Origin of the sequence: Burkholderia sp. JKS000303 (genome assembly GCF_002563755.1) — a bacterium.
Taxonomy (GTDB): domain Bacteria; phylum Pseudomonadota; class Gammaproteobacteria; order Burkholderiales; family Burkholderiaceae; genus Burkholderia; species Burkholderia anthina_B.
In genome coordinates, this window is sequence record NZ_PDBZ01000001.1 from 3,466,753 (window position 1) to 3,490,105 (window position 23,353).

Annotated in this window: 27 protein-coding genes and 1 pseudogene; 17 read left to right on the top strand and 11 right to left on the bottom strand. The window is 68.6% G+C overall.

Annotated features, from left to right (window positions below):
• The first annotated feature begins 4 nt into the window (after window positions 1-4).
• The 10 genes from BX604_RS16395 to BX604_RS16440 all read left to right on the top strand — a co-directional run bounded on the left by BX604_RS16395 (window position 5) and on the right by BX604_RS16440 (window position 7,045).
• Window positions 5-697: a hypothetical protein gene (locus BX604_RS16395; protein ID WP_098552918.1), complete on the top strand. Its 693-nt coding sequence runs from the start codon at window positions 5-7 to the stop codon at window positions 695-697.
• Window positions 698-753: 56 nt separating this feature from the next.
• On the top strand, window positions 754-1,350 hold the full coding sequence (locus tag BX604_RS16400; protein ID WP_098551713.1) for a YbjN domain-containing protein: 597 nt from the start codon (window positions 754-756) through the stop codon (window positions 1,348-1,350).
• Complete coding sequence (locus tag BX604_RS16405) at window positions 1,347-1,778, top strand: hypothetical protein (protein ID WP_098551714.1); 432 nt, start codon at window positions 1,347-1,349, stop codon at window positions 1,776-1,778. The genes BX604_RS16400 and BX604_RS16405 overlap by 4 nt, the downstream gene beginning before the upstream one ends.
• Before the next feature lie 87 nt (window positions 1,779-1,865).
• Window positions 1,866-2,729, top strand: a complete 864-nt coding sequence (locus tag BX604_RS16410; RefSeq protein ID WP_373562425.1) for a peptidylprolyl isomerase — start codon at window positions 1,866-1,868, stop codon at window positions 2,727-2,729.
• Window positions 2,730-2,737: 8 nt separating this feature from the next.
• Window positions 2,738-3,565, top strand: coding sequence for a hypothetical protein (locus BX604_RS16415; protein ID WP_098551716.1), 828 nt, complete (start codon window positions 2,738-2,740; stop codon window positions 3,563-3,565).
• A gap of 31 nt (window positions 3,566-3,596) precedes the next feature.
• Complete coding sequence (locus BX604_RS16420; RefSeq protein WP_257146341.1) at window positions 3,597-3,962, top strand: hypothetical protein; 366 nt, start codon at window positions 3,597-3,599, stop codon at window positions 3,960-3,962.
• 58 nt (window positions 3,963-4,020) lie between these two features.
• A complete protein-coding gene (locus BX604_RS16425; protein ID WP_257146342.1) occupies window positions 4,021-5,427 on the top strand; it encodes a Do family serine endopeptidase in 1,407 nt (468 codons plus the stop codon).
• Window positions 5,428-5,512: 85 nt separating this feature from the next.
• On the top strand, window positions 5,513-5,983 hold the full coding sequence (locus BX604_RS16430; RefSeq protein ID WP_098551717.1) for a hypothetical protein: 471 nt from the start codon (window positions 5,513-5,515) through the stop codon (window positions 5,981-5,983).
• A 34-nt stretch (window positions 5,984-6,017) separates the two neighbouring features.
• A complete protein-coding gene (locus BX604_RS16435) occupies window positions 6,018-6,290 on the top strand; it encodes a hypothetical protein (RefSeq protein WP_143748050.1) in 273 nt (90 codons plus the stop codon).
• A 173-nt stretch (window positions 6,291-6,463) separates the two neighbouring features.
• Window positions 6,464-7,045 carry a GNAT family N-acetyltransferase gene (locus BX604_RS16440; RefSeq protein ID WP_098551719.1) on the top strand — a complete coding sequence of 194 codons (582 nt, stop codon included), beginning with the start codon at window positions 6,464-6,466 and terminating at the stop codon, window positions 7,043-7,045.
• Window positions 7,046-7,094: 49 nt separating this feature from the next.
• On the opposite strand, the gene BX604_RS16445 is transcribed toward BX604_RS16440, so the two are convergent.
• Window positions 7,095-7,481 carry a VOC family protein gene (locus BX604_RS16445; protein WP_098551720.1) on the bottom strand — a complete coding sequence of 129 codons (387 nt, stop codon included), beginning with the start codon at window positions 7,479-7,481 and terminating at the stop codon, window positions 7,095-7,097.
• 42 nt (window positions 7,482-7,523) lie between these two features.
• Here BX604_RS16445 and BX604_RS16450 point away from each other — a divergent pair, with 42 nt between their 5' ends.
• Complete coding sequence (locus BX604_RS16450; RefSeq protein ID WP_143748051.1) at window positions 7,524-7,862, top strand: hypothetical protein; 339 nt, start codon at window positions 7,524-7,526, stop codon at window positions 7,860-7,862.
• Entirely contained in the window at window positions 7,855-8,055 is a 201-nt protein-coding gene (locus BX604_RS16455; protein WP_257146343.1) for a hypothetical protein, read from the top strand. The genes BX604_RS16450 and BX604_RS16455 overlap by 8 nt, the downstream gene beginning before the upstream one ends.
• Before the next feature lie 366 nt (window positions 8,056-8,421).
• Here the strand turns inward: BX604_RS16455 and BX604_RS16460 are convergent, their stop codons facing one another.
• The 3 genes from BX604_RS16460 to BX604_RS16470 form a co-directional block, all read right to left on the bottom strand.
• Window positions 8,422-9,183, bottom strand: coding sequence for a hypothetical protein (locus BX604_RS16460; RefSeq protein WP_175801802.1), 762 nt, complete (start codon window positions 9,181-9,183; stop codon window positions 8,422-8,424).
• A 52-nt stretch (window positions 9,184-9,235) separates the two neighbouring features.
• Window positions 9,236-9,844 (bottom strand): acyl-homoserine-lactone synthase, encoded by a 609-nt coding sequence (locus BX604_RS16465; protein WP_098551723.1) that lies wholly within the window; start codon window positions 9,842-9,844, stop codon window positions 9,236-9,238.
• A gap of 210 nt (window positions 9,845-10,054) precedes the next feature.
• Window positions 10,055-10,498 carry a DUF4902 domain-containing protein gene (locus BX604_RS16470; RefSeq protein ID WP_098551724.1) on the bottom strand — a complete coding sequence of 148 codons (444 nt, stop codon included), beginning with the start codon at window positions 10,496-10,498 and terminating at the stop codon, window positions 10,055-10,057.
• A gap of 73 nt (window positions 10,499-10,571) precedes the next feature.
• Here BX604_RS16470 and BX604_RS16475 point away from each other — a divergent pair, with 73 nt between their 5' ends.
• Window positions 10,572-11,291, top strand: a complete 720-nt coding sequence (locus BX604_RS16475; protein ID WP_098551725.1) for an autoinducer binding domain-containing protein — start codon at window positions 10,572-10,574, stop codon at window positions 11,289-11,291.
• A 46-nt stretch (window positions 11,292-11,337) separates the two neighbouring features.
• Here the strand turns inward: BX604_RS16475 and BX604_RS16480 are convergent, their stop codons facing one another.
• From BX604_RS16480 to BX604_RS16505, 5 genes are all read right to left on the bottom strand, one after another.
• A complete protein-coding gene (locus BX604_RS16480; protein ID WP_098551726.1) occupies window positions 11,338-12,045 on the bottom strand; it encodes an MgtC/SapB family protein in 708 nt (235 codons plus the stop codon).
• 319 nt (window positions 12,046-12,364) lie between these two features.
• Window positions 12,365-13,912 carry a TolC family protein gene (locus tag BX604_RS16490; RefSeq protein ID WP_098551727.1) on the bottom strand — a complete coding sequence of 516 codons (1,548 nt, stop codon included), beginning with the start codon at window positions 13,910-13,912 and terminating at the stop codon, window positions 12,365-12,367.
• Complete coding sequence (locus BX604_RS16495; protein ID WP_098551728.1) at window positions 13,899-15,992, bottom strand: FUSC family protein; 2,094 nt, start codon at window positions 15,990-15,992, stop codon at window positions 13,899-13,901. Before BX604_RS16495 ends, BX604_RS16490 begins: the two co-directional genes overlap by 14 nt.
• Window positions 15,973-17,022: a multidrug transporter subunit MdtN gene (mdtN, locus tag BX604_RS16500; protein ID WP_098551729.1), complete on the bottom strand. Its 1,050-nt coding sequence runs from the start codon at window positions 17,020-17,022 to the stop codon at window positions 15,973-15,975. The genes BX604_RS16495 and mdtN overlap by 20 nt, the downstream gene beginning before the upstream one ends.
• On the bottom strand, window positions 17,019-17,312 hold the full coding sequence (locus BX604_RS16505; RefSeq protein ID WP_098551730.1) for a hypothetical protein: 294 nt from the start codon (window positions 17,310-17,312) through the stop codon (window positions 17,019-17,021). The genes mdtN and BX604_RS16505 overlap by 4 nt, the downstream gene beginning before the upstream one ends.
• A 558-nt stretch (window positions 17,313-17,870) precedes the next feature.
• Here BX604_RS16505 and BX604_RS16515 point away from each other — a divergent pair.
• Complete coding sequence (locus tag BX604_RS16515) at window positions 17,871-19,019, top strand: metallophosphoesterase (protein ID WP_098552921.1); 1,149 nt, start codon at window positions 17,871-17,873, stop codon at window positions 19,017-19,019.
• A gap of 6 nt (window positions 19,020-19,025) precedes the next feature.
• On the opposite strand, the pseudogene BX604_RS16520 reads toward BX604_RS16515, so the two are convergent.
• Window positions 19,026-19,211, bottom strand: a pseudogene (locus BX604_RS16520) (malonic semialdehyde reductase); the annotation flags it as partial.
• 105 nt (window positions 19,212-19,316) lie between these two features.
• On the opposite strand from BX604_RS16520, the gene BX604_RS16525 reads away from it, so the two are divergent.
• The 3 genes from BX604_RS16525 (at window position 19,317) to BX604_RS16535 (ending at window position 21,783) form a co-directional block, all read left to right on the top strand.
• Window positions 19,317-19,913 carry an alpha-ketoglutarate-dependent dioxygenase AlkB family protein gene (locus tag BX604_RS16525; RefSeq protein WP_098551732.1) on the top strand — a complete coding sequence of 199 codons (597 nt, stop codon included), beginning with the start codon at window positions 19,317-19,319 and terminating at the stop codon, window positions 19,911-19,913.
• 328 nt (window positions 19,914-20,241) lie between these two features.
• Window positions 20,242-20,448 (top strand): hypothetical protein, encoded by a 207-nt coding sequence (locus BX604_RS16530; RefSeq protein WP_098551733.1) that lies wholly within the window; start codon window positions 20,242-20,244, stop codon window positions 20,446-20,448.
• Window positions 20,449-20,838: 390 nt separating this feature from the next.
• Window positions 20,839-21,783 (top strand): IclR family transcriptional regulator, encoded by a 945-nt coding sequence (locus tag BX604_RS16535; protein ID WP_098551734.1) that lies wholly within the window; start codon window positions 20,839-20,841, stop codon window positions 21,781-21,783.
• 107 nt (window positions 21,784-21,890) lie between these two features.
• Here BX604_RS16535 and BX604_RS16540 read toward each other — a convergent pair whose 3' ends face one another.
• Window positions 21,891-22,970, bottom strand: a complete 1,080-nt coding sequence (locus tag BX604_RS16540; RefSeq protein WP_098551735.1) for a porin — start codon at window positions 22,968-22,970, stop codon at window positions 21,891-21,893.
• Between the last annotated feature and the right edge of the window lie 383 nt (window positions 22,971-23,353).

The following is a 23,353-nucleotide window of genomic DNA, read 5'->3' on the forward strand; positions in this document are numbered from 1 at the left end:
CCCGATGAATACTGCTCAACACGCGCTGCTCGCGGCGTCCTTCGCCGGCGCGCTGCTGTCTGCCGCCGGCCCTGCCGCCGCGCAGAGCATCGAGGACAAGCTGCGCGGCCAGTTGCGCTCGACCGTGCAGGAGCTGCGGCAGTTGCAGGACACGCAGTCGCAGCTCCAGGCGGAAAAGACGGCCGCCGAGCAGCAGCGCGACGCCGCGCTCGCGCAGTTGAAGACCGCGCAGGCTCAGCTCGCGGCGGCGAAAGGCGATTCGGGTGCCGAAGCGGCCGCGCGGCGCGCGCTTGCACAGGAGCGCTCCGCGCGGGAACAGGATGCGCAGGCGCTCGCGAAGTACAAGGCGTCGTACGAGGATCTGCTGACGGTGTCGCGTTCGCGCGACGCGCAGCACACGCAATTGCAGGGCGAAATCAGCGCGCGTGACACGCAGCTGAAAACCTGCCAGGCCCACAATGCCGAACTGTACCGCGTCGGTCACGACATTCTCGACGCGTACGAGCATGTCGGCATCGGCACGCTCTTCGCGTCGCGGCAGCCGTTCGCGAACGCGGCGCGCGTGAGGTACGACGATCTCGCGCAGCGCTACGGCGACGCGCTGTATGCGGGCAAGTACGACCCGGCCGCGCGCCCGGCGGTCGCCGCGAATGCGTCCGCGCCTGCCGCGGCGGCCGCACCGGCAGGCGCCCCCTGACGGACGGCGCACGCGCCGAACGATCCGATCGACTCGTTGAAAAAAGGAACCGAACCATGCAGGACAACAGAATGGAAGCGTCGGGCGAGCGCCCGGCAACGGATGCGCTGCTCGAGGCGGTCGGCATCGAGCAGCTCGCGGACGTGTTTCGCGCCGCCGGCTACCGCGTGACGGCCACCGAGCAGAACGGCGCGGTGCAACTGATGAGCGCGAGCCAGGGCGTCGGCTTCGCCGTGCGCTTCGGCAACGCGGTGCCGGCGGCTGTCGGGCAGGACGCCGCCGACGCGCGCTACCTCGACTACACGCTCGGCTGCGTGCTGCAGGTGCAGGGCGATCTGCCCGCGCAACTGGTCGCCGACTGGAACCGCACCAAGCGCTTCGCGCGACTCGCGAGTCACGGGCCGTTCCTTGCGCTCGAAATGGACGTGATCGTTGCCGGCGGCGTGTCGACGCGTTACGTCCGCTCGACGATCGAGCTGTGGGACCGCATGGTGCAGGAATTTCTGCTGCACCTGCGTAACCGGCCGGCGCTGGCCGAACAGGAAGCCGCTGCGCGCACGGCGGCGGCCGGCCCGCAGGGCGACGGCGATGCTGCCGACGTCGATGCGACCGGTGACGCACGCGCCGAACGGACGGAGGCGGCCGGACGATGAACGGGTTCGCGCGGATCGGCGCGACGCTGCGGGCGCTGTGGAAGGGCGTCTCGCAGCCGCGGTCCGCGCAGGTCGTCGATGCCGACGATGCGCCGACCGCGTGGATCGACTATGCGACGCGCGTCGCGCAGCAGTTGACGGTCGCGCTCGACGACGGCGCCGACGCGGCCGCCAGCCGCGTGCGCACGCATCTGGAACACGAGGCGACGCGCGACAGGGAAGACGGCATGCCGCCGTGCGCGCTGCGGCTGAAGGCGTGGCTCGACGGCAACGGCGCGATCGAGCGGGTCGAGAGCACACCCGGATTCGGTCCGGCATTCGCGACCGACCTGAGTGCGGCGCTGGTCGCTCGGGCGGTGGGCGTTGCGCCGCCGTCCGGGATGACGCAGCCGGTGGTGGTGCGCGTGCTCGTCGCGCGCGCGCCGTAAATGAAGGCGGGCGTCGTGCATCGCACGAGGTCCGGGATCGAAGGCAGCAATCAGACAGGAACGGGAAAGACGGTGAAGAATCTTGCAATGATCGTGGGCAGCCTGATGCTGAGCATGCCACTCGTCGCGGCCGCGCAGGACGACGTGATCGCGAATGCGGCGCAGGCGTCGGTGACGCAGTCCGATATCACGACGCTGTTGAAGTCGCTCGGCGACGAAGGGCGCACGCGTCTCGCGGCCGATCCTGCCGCAATGGATCAGGTCGTGCGCGCGACGCTGGCGCAGAAGGCCGTGCTCGCCGAAGCGAAGGCGAAGGGCTGGGACAAGCAGGCCGACGTGCAGACGGCTGTCGAGCAGGCGCGACGCGACATCATCGTGCGCAGCTACCTCGCGTCGGTCAACGCACCGCCGGCCGACTACCCGTCCGACGCGGAGATCCAGACCGTGTACGACCAGAACCGCGCCGCGTTCACCGCGCCGCGCGCGCTGCACGTCGCGCAGATCTATATCGCCGTTGCGTCGAACGCGGACGCCGCGACCGTCGACAAGGCCCGCAAGCAGGCCGCCGATCTCGCGAGCCGCGCACGCAACGGCGATTTCGCCGCGCTCGCGAAAGCGAATTCGCAGGACAAGGCGAGCGCCGCCAACGGCGGCGACATGGGCTTCGTGCCCGAACCGATGCTGGTGCCGGCCGTGCGGCAGGCGGCCGATGCGCTCAAGCCGGGCCAGGTGTCCGCGCCGATCCAGACGCCGACCGGCTTTCATGTGGTGAAGCTGATCGACGTGCGCGCCGCCGCGCCGCGCCCGCTCGCGGACGTGAAGGAGCGCGTGCGCGCGATGCTGCGCGCGCAGCGCACGCAGCAGGGCGTGCAGGCGTATCTCGCGAAGCTGGGCGGCAACGCGCCGATCAACGAAGACGCGCTGAAGAAGGCGCTCGCGACCGCGCAATAGGCTCCGCCATGATCCTGACGAGTTCCGTGCCGGACGGCGACGGGGCCGATGTGCATGCACCCGGCCCCGCGACAGCCGGGCCGGCGCGCACCAGCCCGGCCGAGATCGACGCGTTTCCGGTCGGGCGCGGCGGGATGCCGCCGCATTGTCCGCTTTGTGCGGGGGCGCTCGAGCCGGTGCCCGGCATGCCGGGCCATGCGCGTCACCGCAGCGCGCGCGTCGCCGCGCGCTGCGTGCTGACGACCCGGCAGTGCCAGCCCGACGAACTCGCGGTGCGCGGCCTGCGCGACGTGCGCGTCGCGGCCCGCCATCGCGCGCGCTTCGTCGAACAGTGGGCGCGGCATTACGCGCTCGTGCGGCGCGTGTGGCCGGCGTTCACGATCGGCCGGTTCACGACCGTGCTCGCATGCGCGGACGTACAGGACCTGTGGTCGTATCCGGCGTTGCGCGACGACGACCTCGCGGCCGTCCTGCTCGCGCTGGCCGGTTTCATGCGGGTGCCGGACGAACGCGCGCCCGACGATCCGGAGCCGGCTGACGACGCGGTGCGCTGGGTGCGATTCTGGTTCGAGGCGAGCATGCGCGACGTCGGCGATCTGTGGACGGCGGGCGCGGACGCGCCGCGCTTCTTCCGCGTCGACTATCGCGGCACGCGTGCGACGCTGTTTCCGACCGGCGCGCAGGTGCAGGCCTGGCAGCCGATCGGCGGCATGCGCGACGCGTGGACGCAGCACGATGCCGCGCCGAGCGCGGAGATCACGCGGTCCGACCATGCGGCATTCGCGCGTTTCGTCGCGCGCGAGCCGGGGCAGGACGGGACTTTACGCGGCCGCTGAAGCGCGGCGGCTCACGCATACGGAGGGTGACATGACCGGACAGCGGAACACGTGCGTGGCGTTCGCGTGCCTGTTGCTGGCGGGCGTCGCGCATGCACAGGGCCGGCCGCCGGCCGCCGGCAACCCGGCGGCGGCACCGACGCGGCCGGTCTGCGTCGATGCCGAGGTGGACGGCAAGCGCGCGCTGTCGTACGACTGCCTGAGCGCGCAACTGAAGCCGTCGCCGACACCGGAGGCCGGTGCGTCGCAGACGGCGGCGGAAGGTCTCGCCACGGCGCCGTCGAACCGGCTCGGCACCTTCAACCTGTCGACCGAGCAGAACCGCTTCGGCGCGAACTGGGGCAAGTCGGTCACGCCACAGCGTCCCGCAACGCCCGTCGCCGTGCCGCCGAAATGAACGCGCGTGGCGCGCGACACCGCGGTCGTGGCCGCGCGAACGAAGGGGGAAGACGACGGTGAATCCGGAACTCTGCAAGCGAACTGCCGCGGCGCTCGCGCTACTGGCCGCGCTGTCGACGGTCGCGCCGGCGTCGGCTGCCGACAAGCCCGGGCCCGCAGCGGCGATGGCCGCGAGCACGGTGACGCTGCCGAACTTCGCCGTGCTCGTGAAGCGGTATGGCGCGGCGGTCGTCAACATCAGCGTCACGCGCGAGGTCACGCAGATGGGTATCCGGCTGCCGCCGGGCATCACGCCGGACAATCCGCTCGCACCGTTCTTCGCGCGCCGCGTGATCGGCAATCGCGAGGAGGTCAGCCTCGGCTCGGGCTTCATCGTCGGCGCGGACGGCATCATCCTGACCAACCGGCACGTGGTCGGCGACGCGGCGACGGTCGACGTGAAGCTGACCGACAAGCGGCAGTTCAAGGGCAAGGTGATCGGCAGCGATCCCGTATCCGATGTTGCGGTGATCCGGATCGACGCACGCAACCTGCCGACGGTCGTGACCGGCGATCCGGCCCGCACCGAGGTCGGCGACTGGGTGATGGCGATCGGCTCGCCTTACGGATTCGCGAACACGGTCACGCAGGGCATCGTCAGCGCGAAGGCGCGATCGTTGCCGGGCGAGAGCTATATCCCTTTCATCCAGACCGACGTCCCGATCAATCCCGGCAATTCGGGCGGCCCGCTGTTCGACCTGAACGGTCGCGTGATCGCGATCAATTCGATGATCTATTCGAAGACCGGCGGTTATCAGGGGCTCGCGTTCGCGATTCCGATCGATCTGGCGCTCGACGTGAAGGACCAGTTGCTGCGGACCGGCAAGGTGACGCGCGGCCGCCTCGGCGTCGCCGTGCAGGAAGTCGGCCAGGCACTGGCGCGCTCGTTCGGGCTGCCCGATCCGGACGGCGCGGTGGTCACGCAGGTCGAGCCGCGCGGCCCCGGCGCGGTGGCCGGGCTGCAGGCCGGCGACGTCGTGCGGGCGATCGACGGCAATGCGGTCACGGATTCGGCCGACCTGCTCGGCACCGTCGCCGGCATGCGGCCGGGGCGCACGGTGGATCTGCTCGTGTGGCGCGCGGGACGGGCGATGCACATGCAGGCGACGATCGGCGCATTCGACAGCGGCACCGGAACGGGCGGCAATTCGCCGGCGCTCGCGCGTATCGGGCTCGTGCTGCGTGCGGCCAACGAGCAGGAGCGGCGCCAACTCGGCGCGAGCCAGGCGCTCGTGATCGAGCAGGCCAGTGGCGAGGCCGCCCGTGCGGGGTTGATGGCCGGCGATGTGGTGTTGTCGGTCAACGGCACGCCGGTTGCGAGCGCCGGAGGGCTGGCGGAGGAAATCGACCGGGCGCGCGGCACGATCGCGCTGCTCGTGCAGCGCGGCGGTGCACGGCTGTATGTGCCGGTCGAACCGGGTTGAACGCGGGGCGGCGGACGGCAGGACAGGGTCGTTGAAGCGGCGGCGCATCGCGCAACGCCGGGACTATGAGTCAACAGGAATCGTCATGCAGCGAAACCAGTGGTATCGCGTATCCGGACCGGTAGCGGCGTTCGTCGTCGCCTGGGCGCTCGTGACGGGCATGCCGGCTCGTGCGCAGACGGCCGACGTGCCGCAGACCTGGATCAGCTATGCACAGCTGGTCGGCCGGCAGTTCCAGGGATGGCTCGAAGGCGACGGGCCGGCGGCCGACGCGCTGCACGCGTATCTCGAGGATCGCGTGGTACACGCGACGGCCGACGCACCGCCGCCGGCGATCGTCGTTCGCGCATGGATCGGCGCGACCGGCGCAGTCACGCGTGTCGAGTTCGACACGCTCGGCGATGCGAACGCCGATGCCGCGCTACGGCAACTATTGACCAAGGCCGGCCCGCTGACGGAGCCGCCGCCGCCTGACATGCGCCAGCCGCTGCGTGTGCGTCTGAGGTTGATGCCCAACCCGGATGCCGACAACGGGGCGGTCAAGTCCGGCCCCTGACGACGAGAGACGCAGCGATGCGCGGAACGCGATCATGGTCCTCCTGCTGACGGGGCTGGTCTGTGCGAATGCGGCACTGCTTGTGTTCGCGCTTCATGTCGATCCGCTGACCGGGCGCATCGGGCACGCCGCCCGGCGGGCGTGGTGCGCGCAGTTGCGTACGGGGTGGCGCACATGCTGGCTGACGGCGTGGCAATTCGTGCGGAACACCTTCACCGGACAGCATGCCCCGTCGCGTTCGGCCCGTTTGTTGGCGACGGCCGATCTGGACGCGAGGATAGGCGCGGGAGAGCGTATTCGCTTTTAGATGCGGGTTAAGAATTACCCGCCCCGTGACATTCGAGCGTTTCATTGCCATCATCGAGCCGTTTCTGCAGCGCGAGCGTGCGTCGCGTGACGTGCTGCAGGCCGGACTGAACAAGGCCGAATCGTCGTGCGGAGCGGCGCAGGAGCCGGCACGGCGACGAGGGATCGACAGGCATGAACGCATCTTGGGAAATCGAGACCGCCCGGCTGAGGTTGCGTCGGTGGCGGCCGGACGACGCAGCGCCGTTTGCGGCGATCCATGCGGATCCCGACGTTACCGCGTGGTTGGCACGCGGCCCGATGAGCGTTGACGAGGCGCGCGCCGGCATCGAGTGTTTCGAAGCGCATTTCGACGAACACGGTTTCGGTCAATGGGCCGTCGAGCGCAAGACCGACCGCGCGCTGATCGCGTTATGCGGACTGTCGCGCGAGGTGCGCGAGGTGCGCGAGACGCATCCGATGGCGCCCTGTGTCGAGATAGCGTGGCGGCAGGCTCGTGCCGCGTGGGGGCACGGTTACATCGCCGAGGCGGCTGCCGCGGTGTTGGCCGACGGGTTCGAGCGAATCGGGCTCGCCGACATTTTCGCGTGGACCGCGCAACGCAATCTGCGATCGCAACGCGTGATGCAGCGAATCGGCATGGTGCGGCAACCGGTGCGCGACTTCGACCATCCGGTGTTGCCCGAGGGGCATGTGCTGCGGCCGCACGTCGTTTATGTTGCGCGGGCGTCTGCATCCGATTGTCGGGGGGCATAACCGGCGCGTAGCCGGCTGGCGCGAAGTGTTGCGTCGCGTGGGCCGTTTCTCAAGGCCATCCGGCGTTCTGCAGGACGATCCGGTAGCCGTCGGCGTCCTCGAACGTCTGTCCTGATGCATCCCAATACGGATTGAACGACGTCACGCGCATGAAGCCGTGCGCGGCTGCGCGCACACAGGCGGCTTCCCATGCGTGAGGGGCGGGCAAGTAGAAGACGATCAGGTCTTCCGGCGTCGGCGACGGCGCAACCGGATGTGCCGGACAGTGCGTGAATTCGAAGTGGTAGTCGAGGCCTTCACGGCCGAGCATCACGCCGGAGAAGCCGTCGTGATCGTCGAAGCGCGCGAGCACCGACAATTCGAACGCGTCGCAGTACATGCGCTCGGTTCGGGCCAGGTCGACGACGGGGCGGGCAATGCGCAGGTGGGCGTGCATGAGGGCCTTGGGCGTGCGTGGCGGTTCCGGCGATGATAAGTCGTGAGTGTGTCGCTTGTGCAAGCGTCCGCGCGTGCGGCTATCGCAATCGTATTGATATTGTCGCGCCCGTTGAACGCGTTTTTGGGAAACCACCACCATCAGACAATCGTCTCCATTGCGATCGTGCGCGATGCCACGTGCTTCGACAGTTTCCGGATATGGGCGCTGTACAGCGCGATCGGCGGCTCGTGTGCGGGCGCAATGGTGGCGTTCCGCCTGTCGCGAGTCGATATGGCAAGCGTGATGACGGAGTCGCCTTTGTTCCGTTTATGGCTGTTGCCGGCGGTCCGGTGCGATGCGCCGCATGCATGCCGGATCCGCTGCGAACACGATGCGTAAGCCCGACCTGCGCCGGCCGGTTGCCGGACCTTATCGTCAGTCTCGCTGGATGGCTGCGCCGGAAGTCGCGTTTGGCTGGGTCGCGAAGGGGACGCTGGTGTTAGCGGGGCTGGCAGTCGTCGCGCTGATGGCGCTGACGGGCGATGCGAGCGGCGTGTCGGACCTTCCTGGTCGTATCTGCTGCTGGTATTGATCGTGGTGCTCGCGCTGCTGTTTGCCTTCCTCTACTACTGGCCAGCGCTGGCAAAGGTATACGCCGCGGGCGGATAGAGCGGTGATGCGGCCCCGATAAATTATCGCGGGCAAGAAAAAGCCCGCTACTGGAGCGGGCTGAATCCATGTTTGGAGACATGGAGGAGACAGACGCAACTTTAAGGGAAAACCCGAGGGATGGCAAGCCCTAGTTGTAATTGTGCAACGCAGCGCTGCGGCGTCTTCCCGATAACGGCGAACCGGCTTGTCGTGCGGACATTGCCGGCGCTCGGCAGGGGGCTGCTGCCGGAGCCGGTTTGCATCCCGTCCGGCGGCCGTCACCCGGCGGCACGGTCGCCGTCGCACCTCACATGCCGCCCGCCCATGCATGCGCGGGAAATGCACCGAATCGTTCCTGCGCGACCGGCACGGCGTACTTGTTGCGCATTTCGGTCTCGATCCATGTACAGGCGTCGCGCGCGCAGTCGGTCAGGACGTGTCGCGTCGCGTGTCCGTCGATGTCGTAGACGAAACGCACGCCGACCTCGTCGTCGGACACTTTTCGCTGAAGCTGGTTGAGCTGCAGTTGCGGCCCGTGTCGCTGCGACAGCGCGCGCAGCTCGTCGAAGTGATATTCGAGCCAGTCGGCGAAGAACAGCGCATCGCTGTGGCACCGCAACCGGAATGCCGCGCTGCGCGACGGACGCGCGGTGGCGTCGCCGCCAGCCGATGGCTCGCCGTTCGGCACGTCGGCCGCATCGACGGGTGCGAGCGGCTGCCGGATCTGCCGATACGGTTCGCGCTCGCGCAGCGCGTGCCACAGCAGCTCGTCGCCGGCGGCGCCGGACGGCTGCATCGTCAGGTCGTGCCGGCCGTCGCCGACAGCGGCGACGTCGCGAATCACGAGGCGCAGCGAGCAGAGCGGTGCGTCGGCGGCCAGCAGCGTGGCGGCGCGCGGCAGCCCGCAGACGAGCGGCGCGGCGCCGGCCGCACGGAACACGAGCCCGCGGCGATCGAGCCGCACGAGCGGCAGCGGCCGCGGAAATGACGGGTACGCAACCGCGATGCGGGCGCCGCTGGCGCTCGTCAACCCGGGCATCATCGCGCGAAAGACCTGAGACTGGTCCACGGTGATTCTCCTTCGTTACGATGCCGCCCGGACGGACTACGCGCGTTCCGGCTCAGGCGGCGATGGCTTGCCGGGCAGTTTCTCCCGGCTCGATTCCAAGTGCAGCAAACGTTTGCGGATCAATGTCGATCCAGCACGCGACGACCAGACGACCGTCCACCTGTTTCGGCGGGCCTGCGCGGTGCGCGTGCACGCCGATCCGGCGGAACAGCCGCTCCATGCTCGCGAACGTCACGCCGATCAGCTGCCGCGCGCCCAGTTGCGCCGCGCATTCGACGACCGCGGCGAGCATCGGGCGTACGGCCCACTCGGCGTTGCCCGCACCGCCTTCATCGCCCGTCGCCGCGAACCGCGACAGCTCCCAGACGGCCGCCGATTGCGGCAGCGGGACGTCTTCGGCGATCAGGTCGGCAAACAGCGACTTCAGCAGATACGGGCGGGTGGTCGGCAACAGACGGGCGCATCCGCACATCTCGCCACCGGCGTTCCTCGCGAACACGTAGACGGTATCGTCGCGATCGAACTGGTCGCGCTCGAAACTTTCGTTCGCCGACGGGAGCGCCCAACCGAGCTGTTCGACGAACACATGGCGCCGATAGCGCCCTAGATCCGCTGCAAGTTCGTGTGGCAACCGCCCTTCATCGTGAACGAAGGTCCGCATGGGTGTCCTCGGATCTGTACTTTGGTATGCCCGCATTACAGCGCGCGTCCCGAGGGGGCGGTAACTGGTAACTCTTACAGGGTGAGGGTGGGCCGACACGGTTTTTCCGGTGGCACCGGTTTCTTGCTCAACGGGATTGAAATGCCGGCCGCTTTTGCTTATAAAGAGCGCCAGTCGTGCGGAAACATCAGAGGAATGCGCGACCGGTTGTCACTGGAGCGTCGGACCGGCATGATAGGCATCGTTGCGGCCGAGCAACGCCGAGGCGACCGCGGCGGCCCAGTCGACGCCTGCGAGCCGCGCGGCAAGCGTGGCGGCGGTGCGGGCCATGCCGAGGTCGGCGCCCGCAGCGTCGACGACCATGATGTTGCTGCGGATGTCGTCGCCCGCGATCACGAACGTGCCCGTTGCGCGTTCGAGATACCAGTCCCAGCCGAGCGTCAGGTATGCGACGCCGGCACTGGCCGGGCGATGCCATTCGGTGTAGCCGGCCAGGCGTGCATCAATCGCGCTGTCGCGCAGTTCGGCGAGCAGCGATGCATCGAGGCCGCTCGCGACATGGTCGAGCACGAGCGTGGCCAGTGCGGTTTCGCACAGGCGCACGTAACCGTCCGGGGACGGGCCGCGGACCGGATGCAACAAAGGTGAAGTCATGCGCGGAATGTATCAGCCCCCAACTGGCGCTGGCACCTGACAGGTATGACAGCGTGACGTTGTCGGAGAAAGAATGGAATTGCGCTGGCAGGATGCCTACCAACAATTTAGCGCCGCGGAAGACGAGCAGCAGCTCTTCCAGCAGATCGCCGCTTATTCTAAACGCCTGGGCTTCGAATATTGCTGTTACGGCATTCGCGTGCCGCTGCCCGTATCGAAGCCGGCGGTTGCAATCTTTAACACTTATCCCGACGGCTGGATGGCGCACTACCACGCGCAGAACTACATCGAGATCGACTCGACGGTTCGCGACGGCGCGCAGAGCACCAACATGATCGTCTGGCCGGACGTCGACCAGATCGACCCGTGTCCGCTCTGGCAGGACGCGCGCGAGTTCGGGTTGTCGGTCGGCGTCGCGCAGTCGAGCTGGGCGGCGCGCGGCGCGTTCGGGCTGCTGAGCATCGCGCGTCATGCCGACCGGCTGACACCTGCCGAGATCAACATGCTGACGCTGCAGACGAACTGGCTCGCGAACCTGTCGCATTCGCTGATGAGCCGTTTCATGGTGCCGAAGCTGTCGCCCGAGGCGGGCGTCACGCTGACCGCGCGCGAGCGCGAGGTGCTGTGCTGGACGGCCGAAGGCAAGACCGCGTGCGAGATCGGCCAGATCCTCGGCATCTCGGAGCGCACGGTCAACTTCCACGTCAACAACATCCTCGAGAAGCTCGGCGCGACCAACAAGGTTCAGGCAGTGGTCAAGGCGATTTCGGCCGGGCTCATCGAGACGCCCTGACCGGGCGCCGGTGGTGGGGCGGTCACGCTGCGCCGCCCGCCGCCGCTCATTCCATCAGCGGTTCCGCTTCCTTCGCGGTCCAGCTCACGCTGGAAATGCTCTTCTCCATGCTCATCCGGCTCGCGATCTGCTCGAGCTTCTGCTGATCCTTCGGATGCAGCTTCAGCGTCGCCGTCACCTTCAGCCGATCGGGCTGATCGGGCACGTCCTCGCTCGTCAGGCTCTGGAACGACAGCGGTTTCGCGTACATCGAATTCGACAACAGCGTGCGGATGTGCACTTCGTCGGCGGTCAGGCATATCACGGTGATCTGGTACTCGCGCACGAGATCGGCGTTCGACACGGGCGTCGCATTGATTGCCTGGCTGACGCCGCGCAGCACCGTATTGGTGAGCAGCACGACGCCGGTGCCGGCGAGTGCCGGCACGTAATGGCCGGAACCCGACAGCACGCCGACGGCGGCCGAGCACCACAGCGTCGCGGCCGTATTGATGCCCTGGATCGAACCCTTGTCGCGCATGATCACGCCGCCGCCGAGAAAGCCGACGCCGGACACGACGTACGCGGCAATCTGCGTGACGCCGGCTACGCCGTTGCCGGTCAGCACGCCGAGCGTGACGAACAGGCACGCGCCGCTCGCGACGAGCGTGATCGTGCGCAGGCCCGCCGTGCGTTGGCGCATCTGGCGCTCGAGGCCGATTGCGACGCCGCAGGCGAACGCGGTGAAAAGACGAAGTGCGAAATCGAAAGTCATGGTTGTCCTGCCGTGCAAGGCGTGCATGCCGGTCCGGGTCGCGACGGCGCAATGCCGAAGGCGACACGATGGTGGTCATCGCGCACGACTGTAGCGCGCGAATGCGTCGTTCAGTGTGAAACGGGTGGCGTGCGGGCTCGCGGAACGCGAGCCGGGCAGGAGAACTGCGTCGGACAGGCGTTCAGGCGGCAAGCGGCGCACGCAACGGAGTGCTGCAACTGTCCACGATGGTTCCTGAAGGGAGAATGGGCGGCATTCTAGTGGGCCGCGCGCACTGGCGTCAACGAGTTTGGCTGCCGGCCGGGCACGGCCGGCAGCGTCACTGCGACGAACCGATCGTGCCTGTCGCGAGCGCCAGCGCGGCGGCGGCGGACAGCGCGCCGGCGTAGCTGTCGACCTCCGCGTTGCGCGCCGCGAGCAGCTGGCTTTGCGCGATCGTCGCATCGGTGACCGAGCCGACGCCGTTGCGGTACGCGGTCAGCGCCGCGTCGTAGCTGGTCTGCGCGGCGTCGACGAGCGCCTTGGCCGCGTCGTGCGACGCGAGGCTCGTCTGCACCGCGTTCTGCGCGGCGACGACCTGGCGGACGGCTTCCTCCTTGGTCCGCGTGAGCCGCGCGGACGCGCTCTGCGCGTCGTTGCGCGCCTGCATCAGCACGGCCGAGCGCAGGCCGCCGTCGTACAGCGGGATCGTCACGCCGAGGAACACACCGCCGCCGTAGCGGCTGCCGTTCAGGTTGACGGTCGGCGCCTGGTCGCCGATCGCCGGCAGCGCGGAGATGGCCGTGCCGCCGCTTGCATACGACGTCGACGCGGACAGGAAGATCTTCGGCATGAATGCGGCTTCCGCGGCCTTGATTTTCGCGCGATTGGCCTGCTCGAGCGCATACGCGCCCTGCAGGTCGGGGCGGCGCGCGATCGCGTCCGACACGATCGCGTCCACCGACGACGCGAGCGCGGGCGGCAGCGGCCGCTTCGGCAGCGCCGCGATCGACGGCTTCGACAGCGGCGAGATGCCGAGCGCGGCAACCAGTGCGAGGTAGCTGTCGCTTTGCGCACCGTTCGCCTGCACGAGTGCGAGATTCGCCTGCGCGCGGTTCTGCGTCGCCTGCGCAAGCTCGACGACCGTGCCGACGCCATGCTTCAGCCGCGCGCGGGACGCCGCGAGGATCGCGTCCGCGTTCACGAGGCCCTGCTGCGCGCTGGCCGCGCGCGAGCGGGCGGCTTCGTAGCGGTAGTACGCGACGGTCACGTCGTGGATCACCTGCTGGTGCACGGCCGTGAACGCGACGTTCGACGCGACCGACGCCTGTTCGGCTGCCTCGACGCGGGCCGCGCGACCGCCGAAATCGAACAGCAGCCATTGCAGTGACAACGCTGAAATCGTGCCGTGCACGGTCGAGTTGCTCGACGCGTCGCCGAGAATCGTCGAGGTCGACCCGTGGCTCGTCTGGTACGCGCCCATTGCCGTCGCGGACAGGTTCGGCAGGTACGCGGCCTTCGCGATGCCGACCGCGAGCGCCGCGTTGCGCGCGTCGTTCCACGCGATGCGGGTCAGCGGGTTCGTCGTTTCGGCGAGATCGATCAGCTCGGGCAGGGTGTACGGATGCGCCGCATCGAGCGCGGCGGGCGGCGGGACCGACGCGAGCGCGGGCGAGGCAGGCAGCGTGTAGTCGTGCGGTGCGCGTGATGCGGATGCCTGCGGCGGCGCCGGCACGATGTCGCCGGCGGCCGACGTCTGCGGCTGCCACGGACGGTCGGGCGCTTCCGGCGCCAGGTCGATCGACGACGTCGCGCAACCGGTCAGCGCGACGGCAGTCGCGAGCGCGGCGGCGGCGAGCGACGCGGCCGGCGGTTCAGGTACGCGCATGAGGGGCGGGCTCCTTCGAGGTGGCTCGACGGGCGGCGTCGGCGATGTGCGCGAGCCGCGTGTCGATCAGGTTCAGCAGCGCGTCGCGTGCAGGGTCGGCGGGGGTGGCGGCCGGCGGCGGGGCCGGCACGGCAGTGACGCCCGCGGTCGATGACGAGGGTGCGGGCGTAGCGGCGTCGGCAGCCGGGTCGTCGTCGCGCAACGCGGCGACGCGTGCGAGCCGCGCGACGATCGCCGCGTCGCCCGGCGTGCGCTCGGCGAGCAGGAACAGCGGGCCTTCGAGCGCACCGAGTTCCGCGAGCGCGCGTCGCCGGGTGGCGAGCCACGTGGCGGCCGGCCGTACCCACGACGGCTCGTAGTGGACGAGGCCGAGCTCCTGCGCGATCGCGCCGTGGCGCGCGAAGGCTTCGGCGGCGAGCGTGCGGCGTTCGGACGGCTGCGCGATCTGCACGACGCGGCGCCACTGCTCGAGCAACGTGGAAAGTGCGATGTCGATCTGCTTGCCGATGCTCACGGGCCAGATGCGCGTGAAGACGAGATACACGACGACGTTGCCGAGCAGGATGCCGATCGTGCGATCGCGCGCGATCGTCAGGTCGAAGCCGGGGCCGGCGCCCTGGATCACGCACAGGAAGAATGCGAACGCGATCTGGAAGCCGGCATATCCGATGCGCGGCGAGCCGAACGCGACCCACGCGGACAGCCACGCGCCGGCGAACACCAGCGCCATCAACTGTCCCACCGACGACAGCGCCGGGACGACGAACACGAGCGCCGCGGTGCCGAGCAGCGCGCCGGCGATGCAGCCGACGATCCGCAGCGTGAGCTTCTCGACCGTCTCGGCCGTTGAGCCGAGCGACACGATATAGCAGGTGACGACGCACGTATGGATGCCCGACCAGTCGAGCTGCGAATACAGCAGATAGCAGAAGATCGCCGCGGCGGTCGTCTTCAACGCATAGCGGATGTGGTCGGGGTTGCTGCGCGCATCCGGCAGGAAGAAGCCGCCGCGCGGCGCGGGTGCGGGCGATGCGGCAGGTTTGGGGCGGGCGGCAGCGGACGTGTCGACGGGGTGGGCCGGCGCCGGTGCTGCCGCATCGGCCACCTGGCCCGGTTCCGCGAAGCGCGTGATCGCGCTATGGAGATCCGCCGCGGCGATGCGCGCGAGTGGCGGCAGTGCATCGGCCGGCGGCAGCGTGAGCGTCACGTCGACCGGATAGCCGCCGCGCTCGAGAATGGCCGCCATCTCGTCGAGCGTGGCCGCGATCGGTGTCGCGAACGCGGCGGGCAGTCGCGCGTCCGGTTCGCGATCGGCCAGCGCGACGCCGACCATCAACGCGGTGCTCGATGCGATGGCCTGTCGCAGCGCCGCGACGTCGGCCACGCTCGACGAGCCTTCGAGTTTCGACAGCTTGAGCCACGTCAGCAACTGCTTGTCGCCTTCGCGCAGGCTTGCGTCGAACGCGCCGCGCGTGTCGTCGTCGCCGCACAGTCGCAGCGCGGCAAGTCGCAGCCGCTTCGCGAGCTGCGCGAGCATGAGCCGGCGCGGCGACGGCGCGATCAGCAGGTTGACGACGATCGCGACGCCGACCGGGATCGCGACCGTCAGCCAGATATAGAGCAGCGCGCGCGTCGCGGCTTCGCCGAACGGCGCGAGGCCGAGCTGGTCGAGCCCGAAGCCGACGATCATCGCGAGGATCGCGCCCACGGGGCGCAGCTTGCTGGCCGACGTCAGGTACAGCAGCCCGACCGACAGCACGGCCATGCACGCGACCCGCAGGATCGAATAGTCGATGCTGAAGATCGCGATGCCGAGCACCAGCCCGATCACGATCGTGACGATCAGCAGCAGCGCCGCGGCGAGCACGACGCTCGTCACGCGGTCGGCGCGGATCATGAAGAACACGACGTAGGCGGACAGCGCCGCCTCGGGCGTACCGTACATGCTCGTCACGAGCACGGTCAGCGCGCAGATCAGCGCGACCCGCACGGCCATCGCGGTGCGTCCCGGAAACGGCGCGAGCAGTCGCAGGACTTCGCGCGGGCCCGGCGACCGAACCTCAGCGGCAGGCTGAGCCATGCCGGACCTCGACGATCGCGCTCGCGCCGACACGCACGAGCTTGCCGTCGGGTTCGTCGAGCTTCACGCGCACCGGAAAGCGCTGCGCGACGTGCACCCAGTTCACCGAGCGCTGCACGATCGGCAGCGCGCGCGGCAGGTTGATGCGATCGCTGTCCGAGATGCCCGCGCCGATGCCGACGACCTTGCCCGTCAGCGGGCGGCTGCGGTCGATCATCGAATAGACGGTCGCGCAATCGCCGACTGCGATGCGGTTCAGCGACGTTTCGCGGAAATTGCCGACGGCGAACCATTCGCTCGCGTCGATCAGCGTGAAGATCGACTGGTTCGGCGCGAGGGTTTCGCCGGCGAGCACGGTCAGCCCGGTCACGAGCCCGTCGTGCGGCGCGCGCACGACCGTATCGTCGAGGGCATGCTGCGCGCGGGCGAGTGCGGCTTCGCGCGCGTGGAGCGTCGCGATCGCGTCGGCGTCGTCGCCGATCGTCTGTGCCGATGCGCGCTGTTGTTCCTGCGCCTGCGCGAGCGATACGGCCGCGTCGCGCTGGCGGACCTTCGCCTGGTCGAACTGCTGCGCGCTGACGTAGCCTTGCGCGGCGAGCGGCGCGAGCCGGTTCACGTCGCGCGTCGTGAGATCGTGGTTTTGCGTTGCGCGCTTGACCTGCTCGGCGGCGACCGCCGCATTCGAGCGCTCGCCGATCAGCGACCGATGGCGCGTGTCGAGCGACGCGCGCGCGAGTTCGAGATCGGCCTGCGCCTGCGCGACCGTCAAGCGATACGGCACGGGATCGATTTCGTACAGCAGGTCGCCTTTCGCGACGCGCTGGTTCTCGTGCACCGCGAGCTGCACGATGCGCCCGCCGACGGGCGACGCGACGTGTACGACGTCCGCGTCGATCGACGCGTCGTCGGTGGACGGATAGGCCGTCGTGCGGTGATATGCATACGCGAGCGCCGCGATGCCGAGCGCGACGATCGCGAGCGCGATCACGCGGCCTTTCGTCGAGGGGCGGGTGACGCCGGCGGCCTTCATGCGAACGGCCCCGTGCCGGTGAGCCAGACGATGACCGCGACCACGAGGCCGATCGCCGTGCATACGGCGAGCTGGTAGGGCACCGTGGCGGCCCAGCCGGTCGCGACGAACACGCGGTGCGCCACGATCGCGCCGGCGATGCCGACGATCGCACTGACGAGCCACAGCGGGAAATACGCGCCGAACAGCACGTACGACGGTGCGCCGCGCGAGGTGCAGCCCGCGAGCGGCAGGGCGGGCGCCAGAGCGGCGGCAACGCGCAGGGGCGCGCGCGGCGTTGTTTTTCTCATGGTGTGGCGAGCTCGACGTTTGGGGTGGATGCCGGGCGCGGCGCAATGCGCATCGTCGCCGCGACGACGATGCCGTGATACGGAGCCGATGATAAATCAGCACGATGCAGACCGCCAGCCGTGCGGCGGGCCCGGGATTTTGCCGGCGAATGCTCGTGTAGGGTTGCTAACGGACTGTAAAGGATCGTCAGACGATACCGGGGCAACGGCGTTGGTTCGCCAAGGCGGCGGAATGGCTGCGTGAATGCCGGATTGCCGCATCAACGCCAGGGAATCCGGGCGGTAGGGCCGGCCGATGCGATTGACGCCTGCATTCGGTGCGGCGCGGCCGTCTTGCGGTGGCATCGCACCGGGATGGTGCTGCCGGCCGATGCGTCGACGCTCGCCACCGGACGAAGCCGCCCGGTGCTGCCGGTGGCGCCGCCCATCGTGTCAACCGGTATCTGTGTACCATCCTGCGTAGGTGCGCCGCGCGGCGCGCAGCCCGTCGACACGCGATGTCACGGCGCCGTTCGCCGCGCCGCGCGGAAGCGGTATCGCTACGAGGACGAGCGTTCCATGCGAAGTTTCTTTGTCCGGTTCATTGCAATCGGCGTGCTGTTCCATCTGTATGTCGGGCTGCGGATCATTCCCGACGCGTTTGCGTCGCCGCTCGCGCGCACGATCGCGGCGCTGGTGCTGGCGAGCTTCGTCGTGCTGATCCCGGTCGGGATGTTCTCGCGGCGCTTCGACGAAGGCTGGGCCGCGACGCTGGTCGGCTGGGTCGGCTCGATCGTGATGGGGTTCTTCTCGTCGTTGCTCGCGCTGACTTTCCTGCGCGAACCGGTGCTGCTCGGCGTGGTCGCGTGGCGGTATCTCGGGCATGACGGCGCCTGGCGCGGCGCGGCATCCGACACGGCGCTCGCCGTGCTGGCGGGTGCGGTGCTGGTCAGCGCGATCGGTTTCGTCGGTGCGCGCCGCACCGCGGCGGTCAAGCGCGTGTCGATTCCGGTCGACGGGCTGCCGGCGGCGCTCGACGGGATGACGATCGTGCAGCTGTCGGACATTCACGTCGGGCCGACGATCAAGCGGCCTTATATCGAGCGGATCGTGCGGGCGGTCAATGCGCTGAATGCGGATCTCGTCGTCGTGACGGGCGACGTGGTCGATGGTTCGGTCAAGCGGCTGCGCGAACACACGGCGCCGCTCGGGCGCATGCAGTCGCGCCACGGCAGCTTCCTCGTGACGGGCAACCACGAGTACTACGCCGGCGCGCATGCGTGGATCGACGAGTTCCGGCGCATCGGGTTGAAGGTGCTGCTCAATGAACACGTGCTGATCGAGCACGACGGTGCGCGCGCGGTGCTCGCGGGCGTCACCGATTTCACGGCGGGCGGGTTCGATCCCGCGCATCGCAGCGACCCCGAGCAGGCGCTCGCGGGTGCGCCGCACGATGTCGCGACGAAGATCCTGCTGGCGCACCAGCCGCGCAGCGCGGAAGCGGCGAACCGGGCCGGCTTCACGATCCAGCTGTCGGGCCATACGCACGGCGGCCAGTTCCTGCCGTGGCCGCCGTTCGTGCGCCTGCAGCAGCCGGTGATCGGCGGGCTGAACCGGTTCGGCGCGATGTGGCTCTATACCAGCCGCGGCACCGGTTACTGGGGGCCGCCGAACCGCTTCGGCGTACCGTCCGAGATCACGCTGATCCGTCTGGCGCGCGGCCGGTAGCGCGCGTCAGACGATGCACGCGATATCGTCGAAATCGAAGCGCGGGCTGCGGGGGAACCGGCCCGCCGGGCCGCCGTAGCCCAGATTCACGAGGAAGTTGGCGCGGGTCGCGGTGCCGGCGAAGAATTCGGCATCGACCTTCGCGGCGTCGAAGCCCGGCATCGGGCACGCATCGGGGCCGAACGCACGCGCGGGCGTGTCACGCGCCGGAATGACAGCGCATGGCGGCGCGCGTCGCCGTTGGCTACCATGCAGACATGGTTCGTTTGCACCGTTCATTCCCTGCCTGATCCCGACATGTCGACGCCCGATCTTTTCGCCGATACACCCGTGCCCGACGTGGACTGGTACCCGGACTGGCTCGCGCCGGCCGACGCCGATCGCATGCTGGCCGCGCTGCTCGACGAGGTCGCGTGGCGGCAGGACACGATCCGCACGCCGCGCGGCCGCATTCCGCTGCCGCGGCTCACCGCGTGGCAGGGCGAGCCCGATGCCGTCTACGTGTATTCGGGGATCCGCAACGTGCCTGCGCCGTGGACGCCGGCCGTGCTCGACCTGAAGCGTGCGGTCGAGGCGACCTGCGGCGCGGGTTTCAACAGCGTGCTGCTCAATCGCTACCGCAACGGGCAGGACGGCCTCGGCTGGCATGCGGACAACGAGCCGGAGCTCGGCGACGCGCCGGTGATCGCGTCGGTGAGCCTCGGCGCGATGCGCGTGTTCGACTTGCGCCATCGTGCGACCGGCGCCGTGCATGCGTACCGGCTGACGCATGGCAGCCTGCTGGTGATGCGCGGCCGCACGCAGGCCGAATGGCAGCACCGCGTGCCGAAGGCGCCGGCCGTGCAGGGCGAGCGCGTCAACCTGACGTTCCGGCGCGTGATCGCGGCGGGGTGAGCCGCGCCCCGTGCCGGGCGTCGGGCTTCGGTCGGGTCGGATCACGCCCCGTTTTCCCGTAAATACGGATGCGTGCGCGTCCATGCGGCACGTTGCCGCACGAGTGACGCACCAGCCGCCGGCCATGTGTCCGAGAGGCTTGTCGCACAAGGGTTTCGGGTAGTTTCGATCGACCGCCTGGTTCCAATAGGCAGGTGAAAGCCCTGATGGTGCGTCGCAACATTTATTGACTAGACTAGCGAATGGCTGAAACGCGCCGCCAGCCGGCGCATCTTTTTTGACATGTCCGAGCGTCGCCGATGCGGCGCACAGGGCAGGAGCACAACCCGTGACCGTACTGGACTCATCCTTCGAACCCTCGCTGCACGTCTTTGAACAAGACGGTGGATGGCAATGGGCGCTGACGGTGACGCGTGCGTCCGGCGTCGGTGTGAAGGTCGTCGCATTCAGCACGGACGGCTTCCGGGGCGAAGCGGAGGCGTACGCCGCCGGCCAGCTTGCCCGCGCCGAATATGACGACGCCGTGACGGCCTGACGCCGTAGCGCGCCGATCCCGTTCGCGGCTCGGCGCGAACGTTCGTTTCCGCATGTTTTTCCCGCAGGTTTTCCGTTCGTCCATCGACCGCAGCGACGCGGTGCGCTATCCCGCACCGGATGCACGCGTATCGGCGCAATGTGCGTCGCGCATTGCCGCAGACCGCCGCCGCCCTGGGGCGACGTTCCGATGGGCAGCCCCGTCTATCGCTGTTATCCTTCCGATCGCATCAGGCTATATGACAGTCCGGCTGGCCGGTCGGCTGCACCGGGCCGTCGGCTGTCCGCGCCGGATCGTGTTGATCCGGTCCGGTCGAAAATCCATAATCAAGCATTGCGGGACTTTCGTGAACGCTTTCATTCCGTCCATGTGCACAGGGTCAATTCAACGATGAGCGGTGCCCCGAAACCGCCGGCGAAGCCGGCCAGCGCGCCGCGCGCGACAGCCAGCGACGACGCCAGCCAAGACGCGTCCAAGCAGGCCGCGGGCGACGACGAGTCGTCCGGCGGCGGGTCGTCGTATCTGGTGCCGGGCCTCGAGCGCGGGTTGCGGATCCTCGCCGAATTCTCCGCGCGCGAGCCGGTGCTCGGCGCGCCCGAACTGTCGAAGCGCATCGGCATTCCGCGCACGACGACCTTCCGTTTGCTGCAGACGCTTGAAGCGCTCGGCTTTCTCGAACGCGTGAACGGCGATCGCTATTTCCGGCTCGGCGTCGGCGTGCTGCGGCTCGGCTTCGAATACCTGAATTCGCTCGAACTGACCGATCTCGGTGCGCCCGTGCTCGAACGGCTGCGCGACGCGACGGGCCTGTCGACGCACCTGCTGATCCGCGACCAGCGCGATGTCGTATTCGTCGCGAAGGCGCAGAGCAACACGTCGATGTTCGGTTCGGTGAAGGTGCACGTCGGCACGCGGCTGCCCGCGCATGCGACGGTGCACGGCCACGTGCTGATGGGCGACCTCACGCGCGATGCGCTGCGTCAGCTCTACCCGGAAAAGCGCCTCGAACAGTTCACCGAGCGCACGCCGGGCACCGTCGACGAGCTGTACGAACGGGTGCGTCATTACGCGCGGCTCGGCTACGCGGTCAGTGAAGCCGCGTTCGAAAGCGGGATCTCGGCCGTGACCGCGCCCGTGCGCGACCATTCGGGCGGGATCGTCGCGGCGATCACGGCGACGGTGCCGCGCTCGGAAATCGGCGAGACCGGCGAGAAGGAACGGCTCGTGGAAGCGGTGTGCGGCGCGGCGGTCGACCTGTCGCTGCGGCTGAACTACCGGCCGCTCGAAAGCGATCCGACGTTCGCGCATGCGCGCCACCGCGTCGCGATGTTCTGACCGGTCGAGCGAGCCGCGTCGCGCGGTTTCGCCGACAACCCATGAAAAAGAGCAGCCCGCGGGCTGCTCTTTTCGTTTCCGGCGTCGGGCGCGGTGCCCGGCATCGTTCAGAACGAGTGGTGAATGCCGGTCAGCACGATCACCTGGTTCGCGGTGCTCGATACGCCTGCCGTGAAGAACGACGCGTTCGCGCCGCCCGAGCCGTGTTCGACCAGCACGTTCGCATAGAGCTGCGTGCGCTTGGACAGCGCGTAGATGTCGCCGAGCTCGACCTGGGTCCAGCGGCGGCCGGCCAGCGTCGTCGTCGCCGCGCCGCCCGCGATCGTGTTGAACGCGCTGCTCTGGTAGTTCACGCCCGCGTCGTAGCTCTGGAACGTGTCGGAGTAGCCGTTCGACTGCATCTCCACGCGCGTGTAGAGGCCGTGCAGCAGGAAGTCGCCGAACCGGTACGACGCGCCCGCGCCGATGTTCTCGACCTTGTTCGCGACGTAGCCGTTCGCGGTGTTCTGCCCCTGGAAGGATGCGATGCCCGTCTGGCTGATCAGGATCGAGCGGTCGTGCTCGTTCGAGTAGACGGCCGACGCCTTGAACGGCCCGTTCGCGTAGTTCAGCGCGACGCCGACCGACTTGCCGGTCGAGAAGTTCGTCGTGTTGCCGAGCGCCATCGTCGCGGCGGCCGAGAAGCCCGCGAAGTCCGGCGAACGGTACTTGACCGAGTTGTTGTACGGCACGTTGCCGGTTGCGGCGAGCCCGTCGATGTTGCCCGGGTGGAACGCATACCAGCTCATCGCGAGGTAGGCCGTGCTGAGCGGATCGAGATAGTCGAACGTCAGCGGCGTCTGGCGGCCGAGTGTCAGCGTGCCGTAGCGATCCGAGCTGAGGCCGACGAACGCCGCGCGGTTCCACAGCGTGTTCGCGGTCGCGAGCTGGCCATTGTTCGTATAGAAGCCGTTTTCGAGCTGGAAGATCGCCGACAGGCCGCCGCCGAGGTCTTCCTTGCCTTTCAGGCCCCATCGGTCGGGCTGCGTATTGCCCTGGATCATCGCCCATTTCGCGTGACCGCCGACGTTGTTCACGTACGCGACGCCGGCATCCAGGCTGCCGTACAGCACCACGCTGCTCTGCGCCCACGCGCCCGACATGACGCCCATTCCGATGACTGCTGCTGCTACCGCATGCTTGACCATTTGATCTCCTGACTCTCCGAACCTGATGAAAGGTGCCGCGGCGGCAAACGCGGGGACGGCCGGCCATCGCGCGTTCTTCACCACCGGGCGGGCATTTTGAATGTTCCATATAAGGAACAGTGTGCCTCTGATGGAATGGAGTATAGGGGCGTCGCGTGGGTGATCAAAAATAAATTTATCGGGACGGATGCGTCCGACGCCACCGCGCAACACGGGGGCGGGGGTTCCGAAAAAAGCGCTTAAATCCCTGCTGCAAAACAAAAAACCCCCTCCGACCAGGGGTGCGGCGACGCACGCCGATTCCGCGGTCAGTGTTTTCCCTAGGACATGCAGCTTTTTGTTTTACTCGTGGAAAGTCGCTCCTATAATCACCATCCATAAAC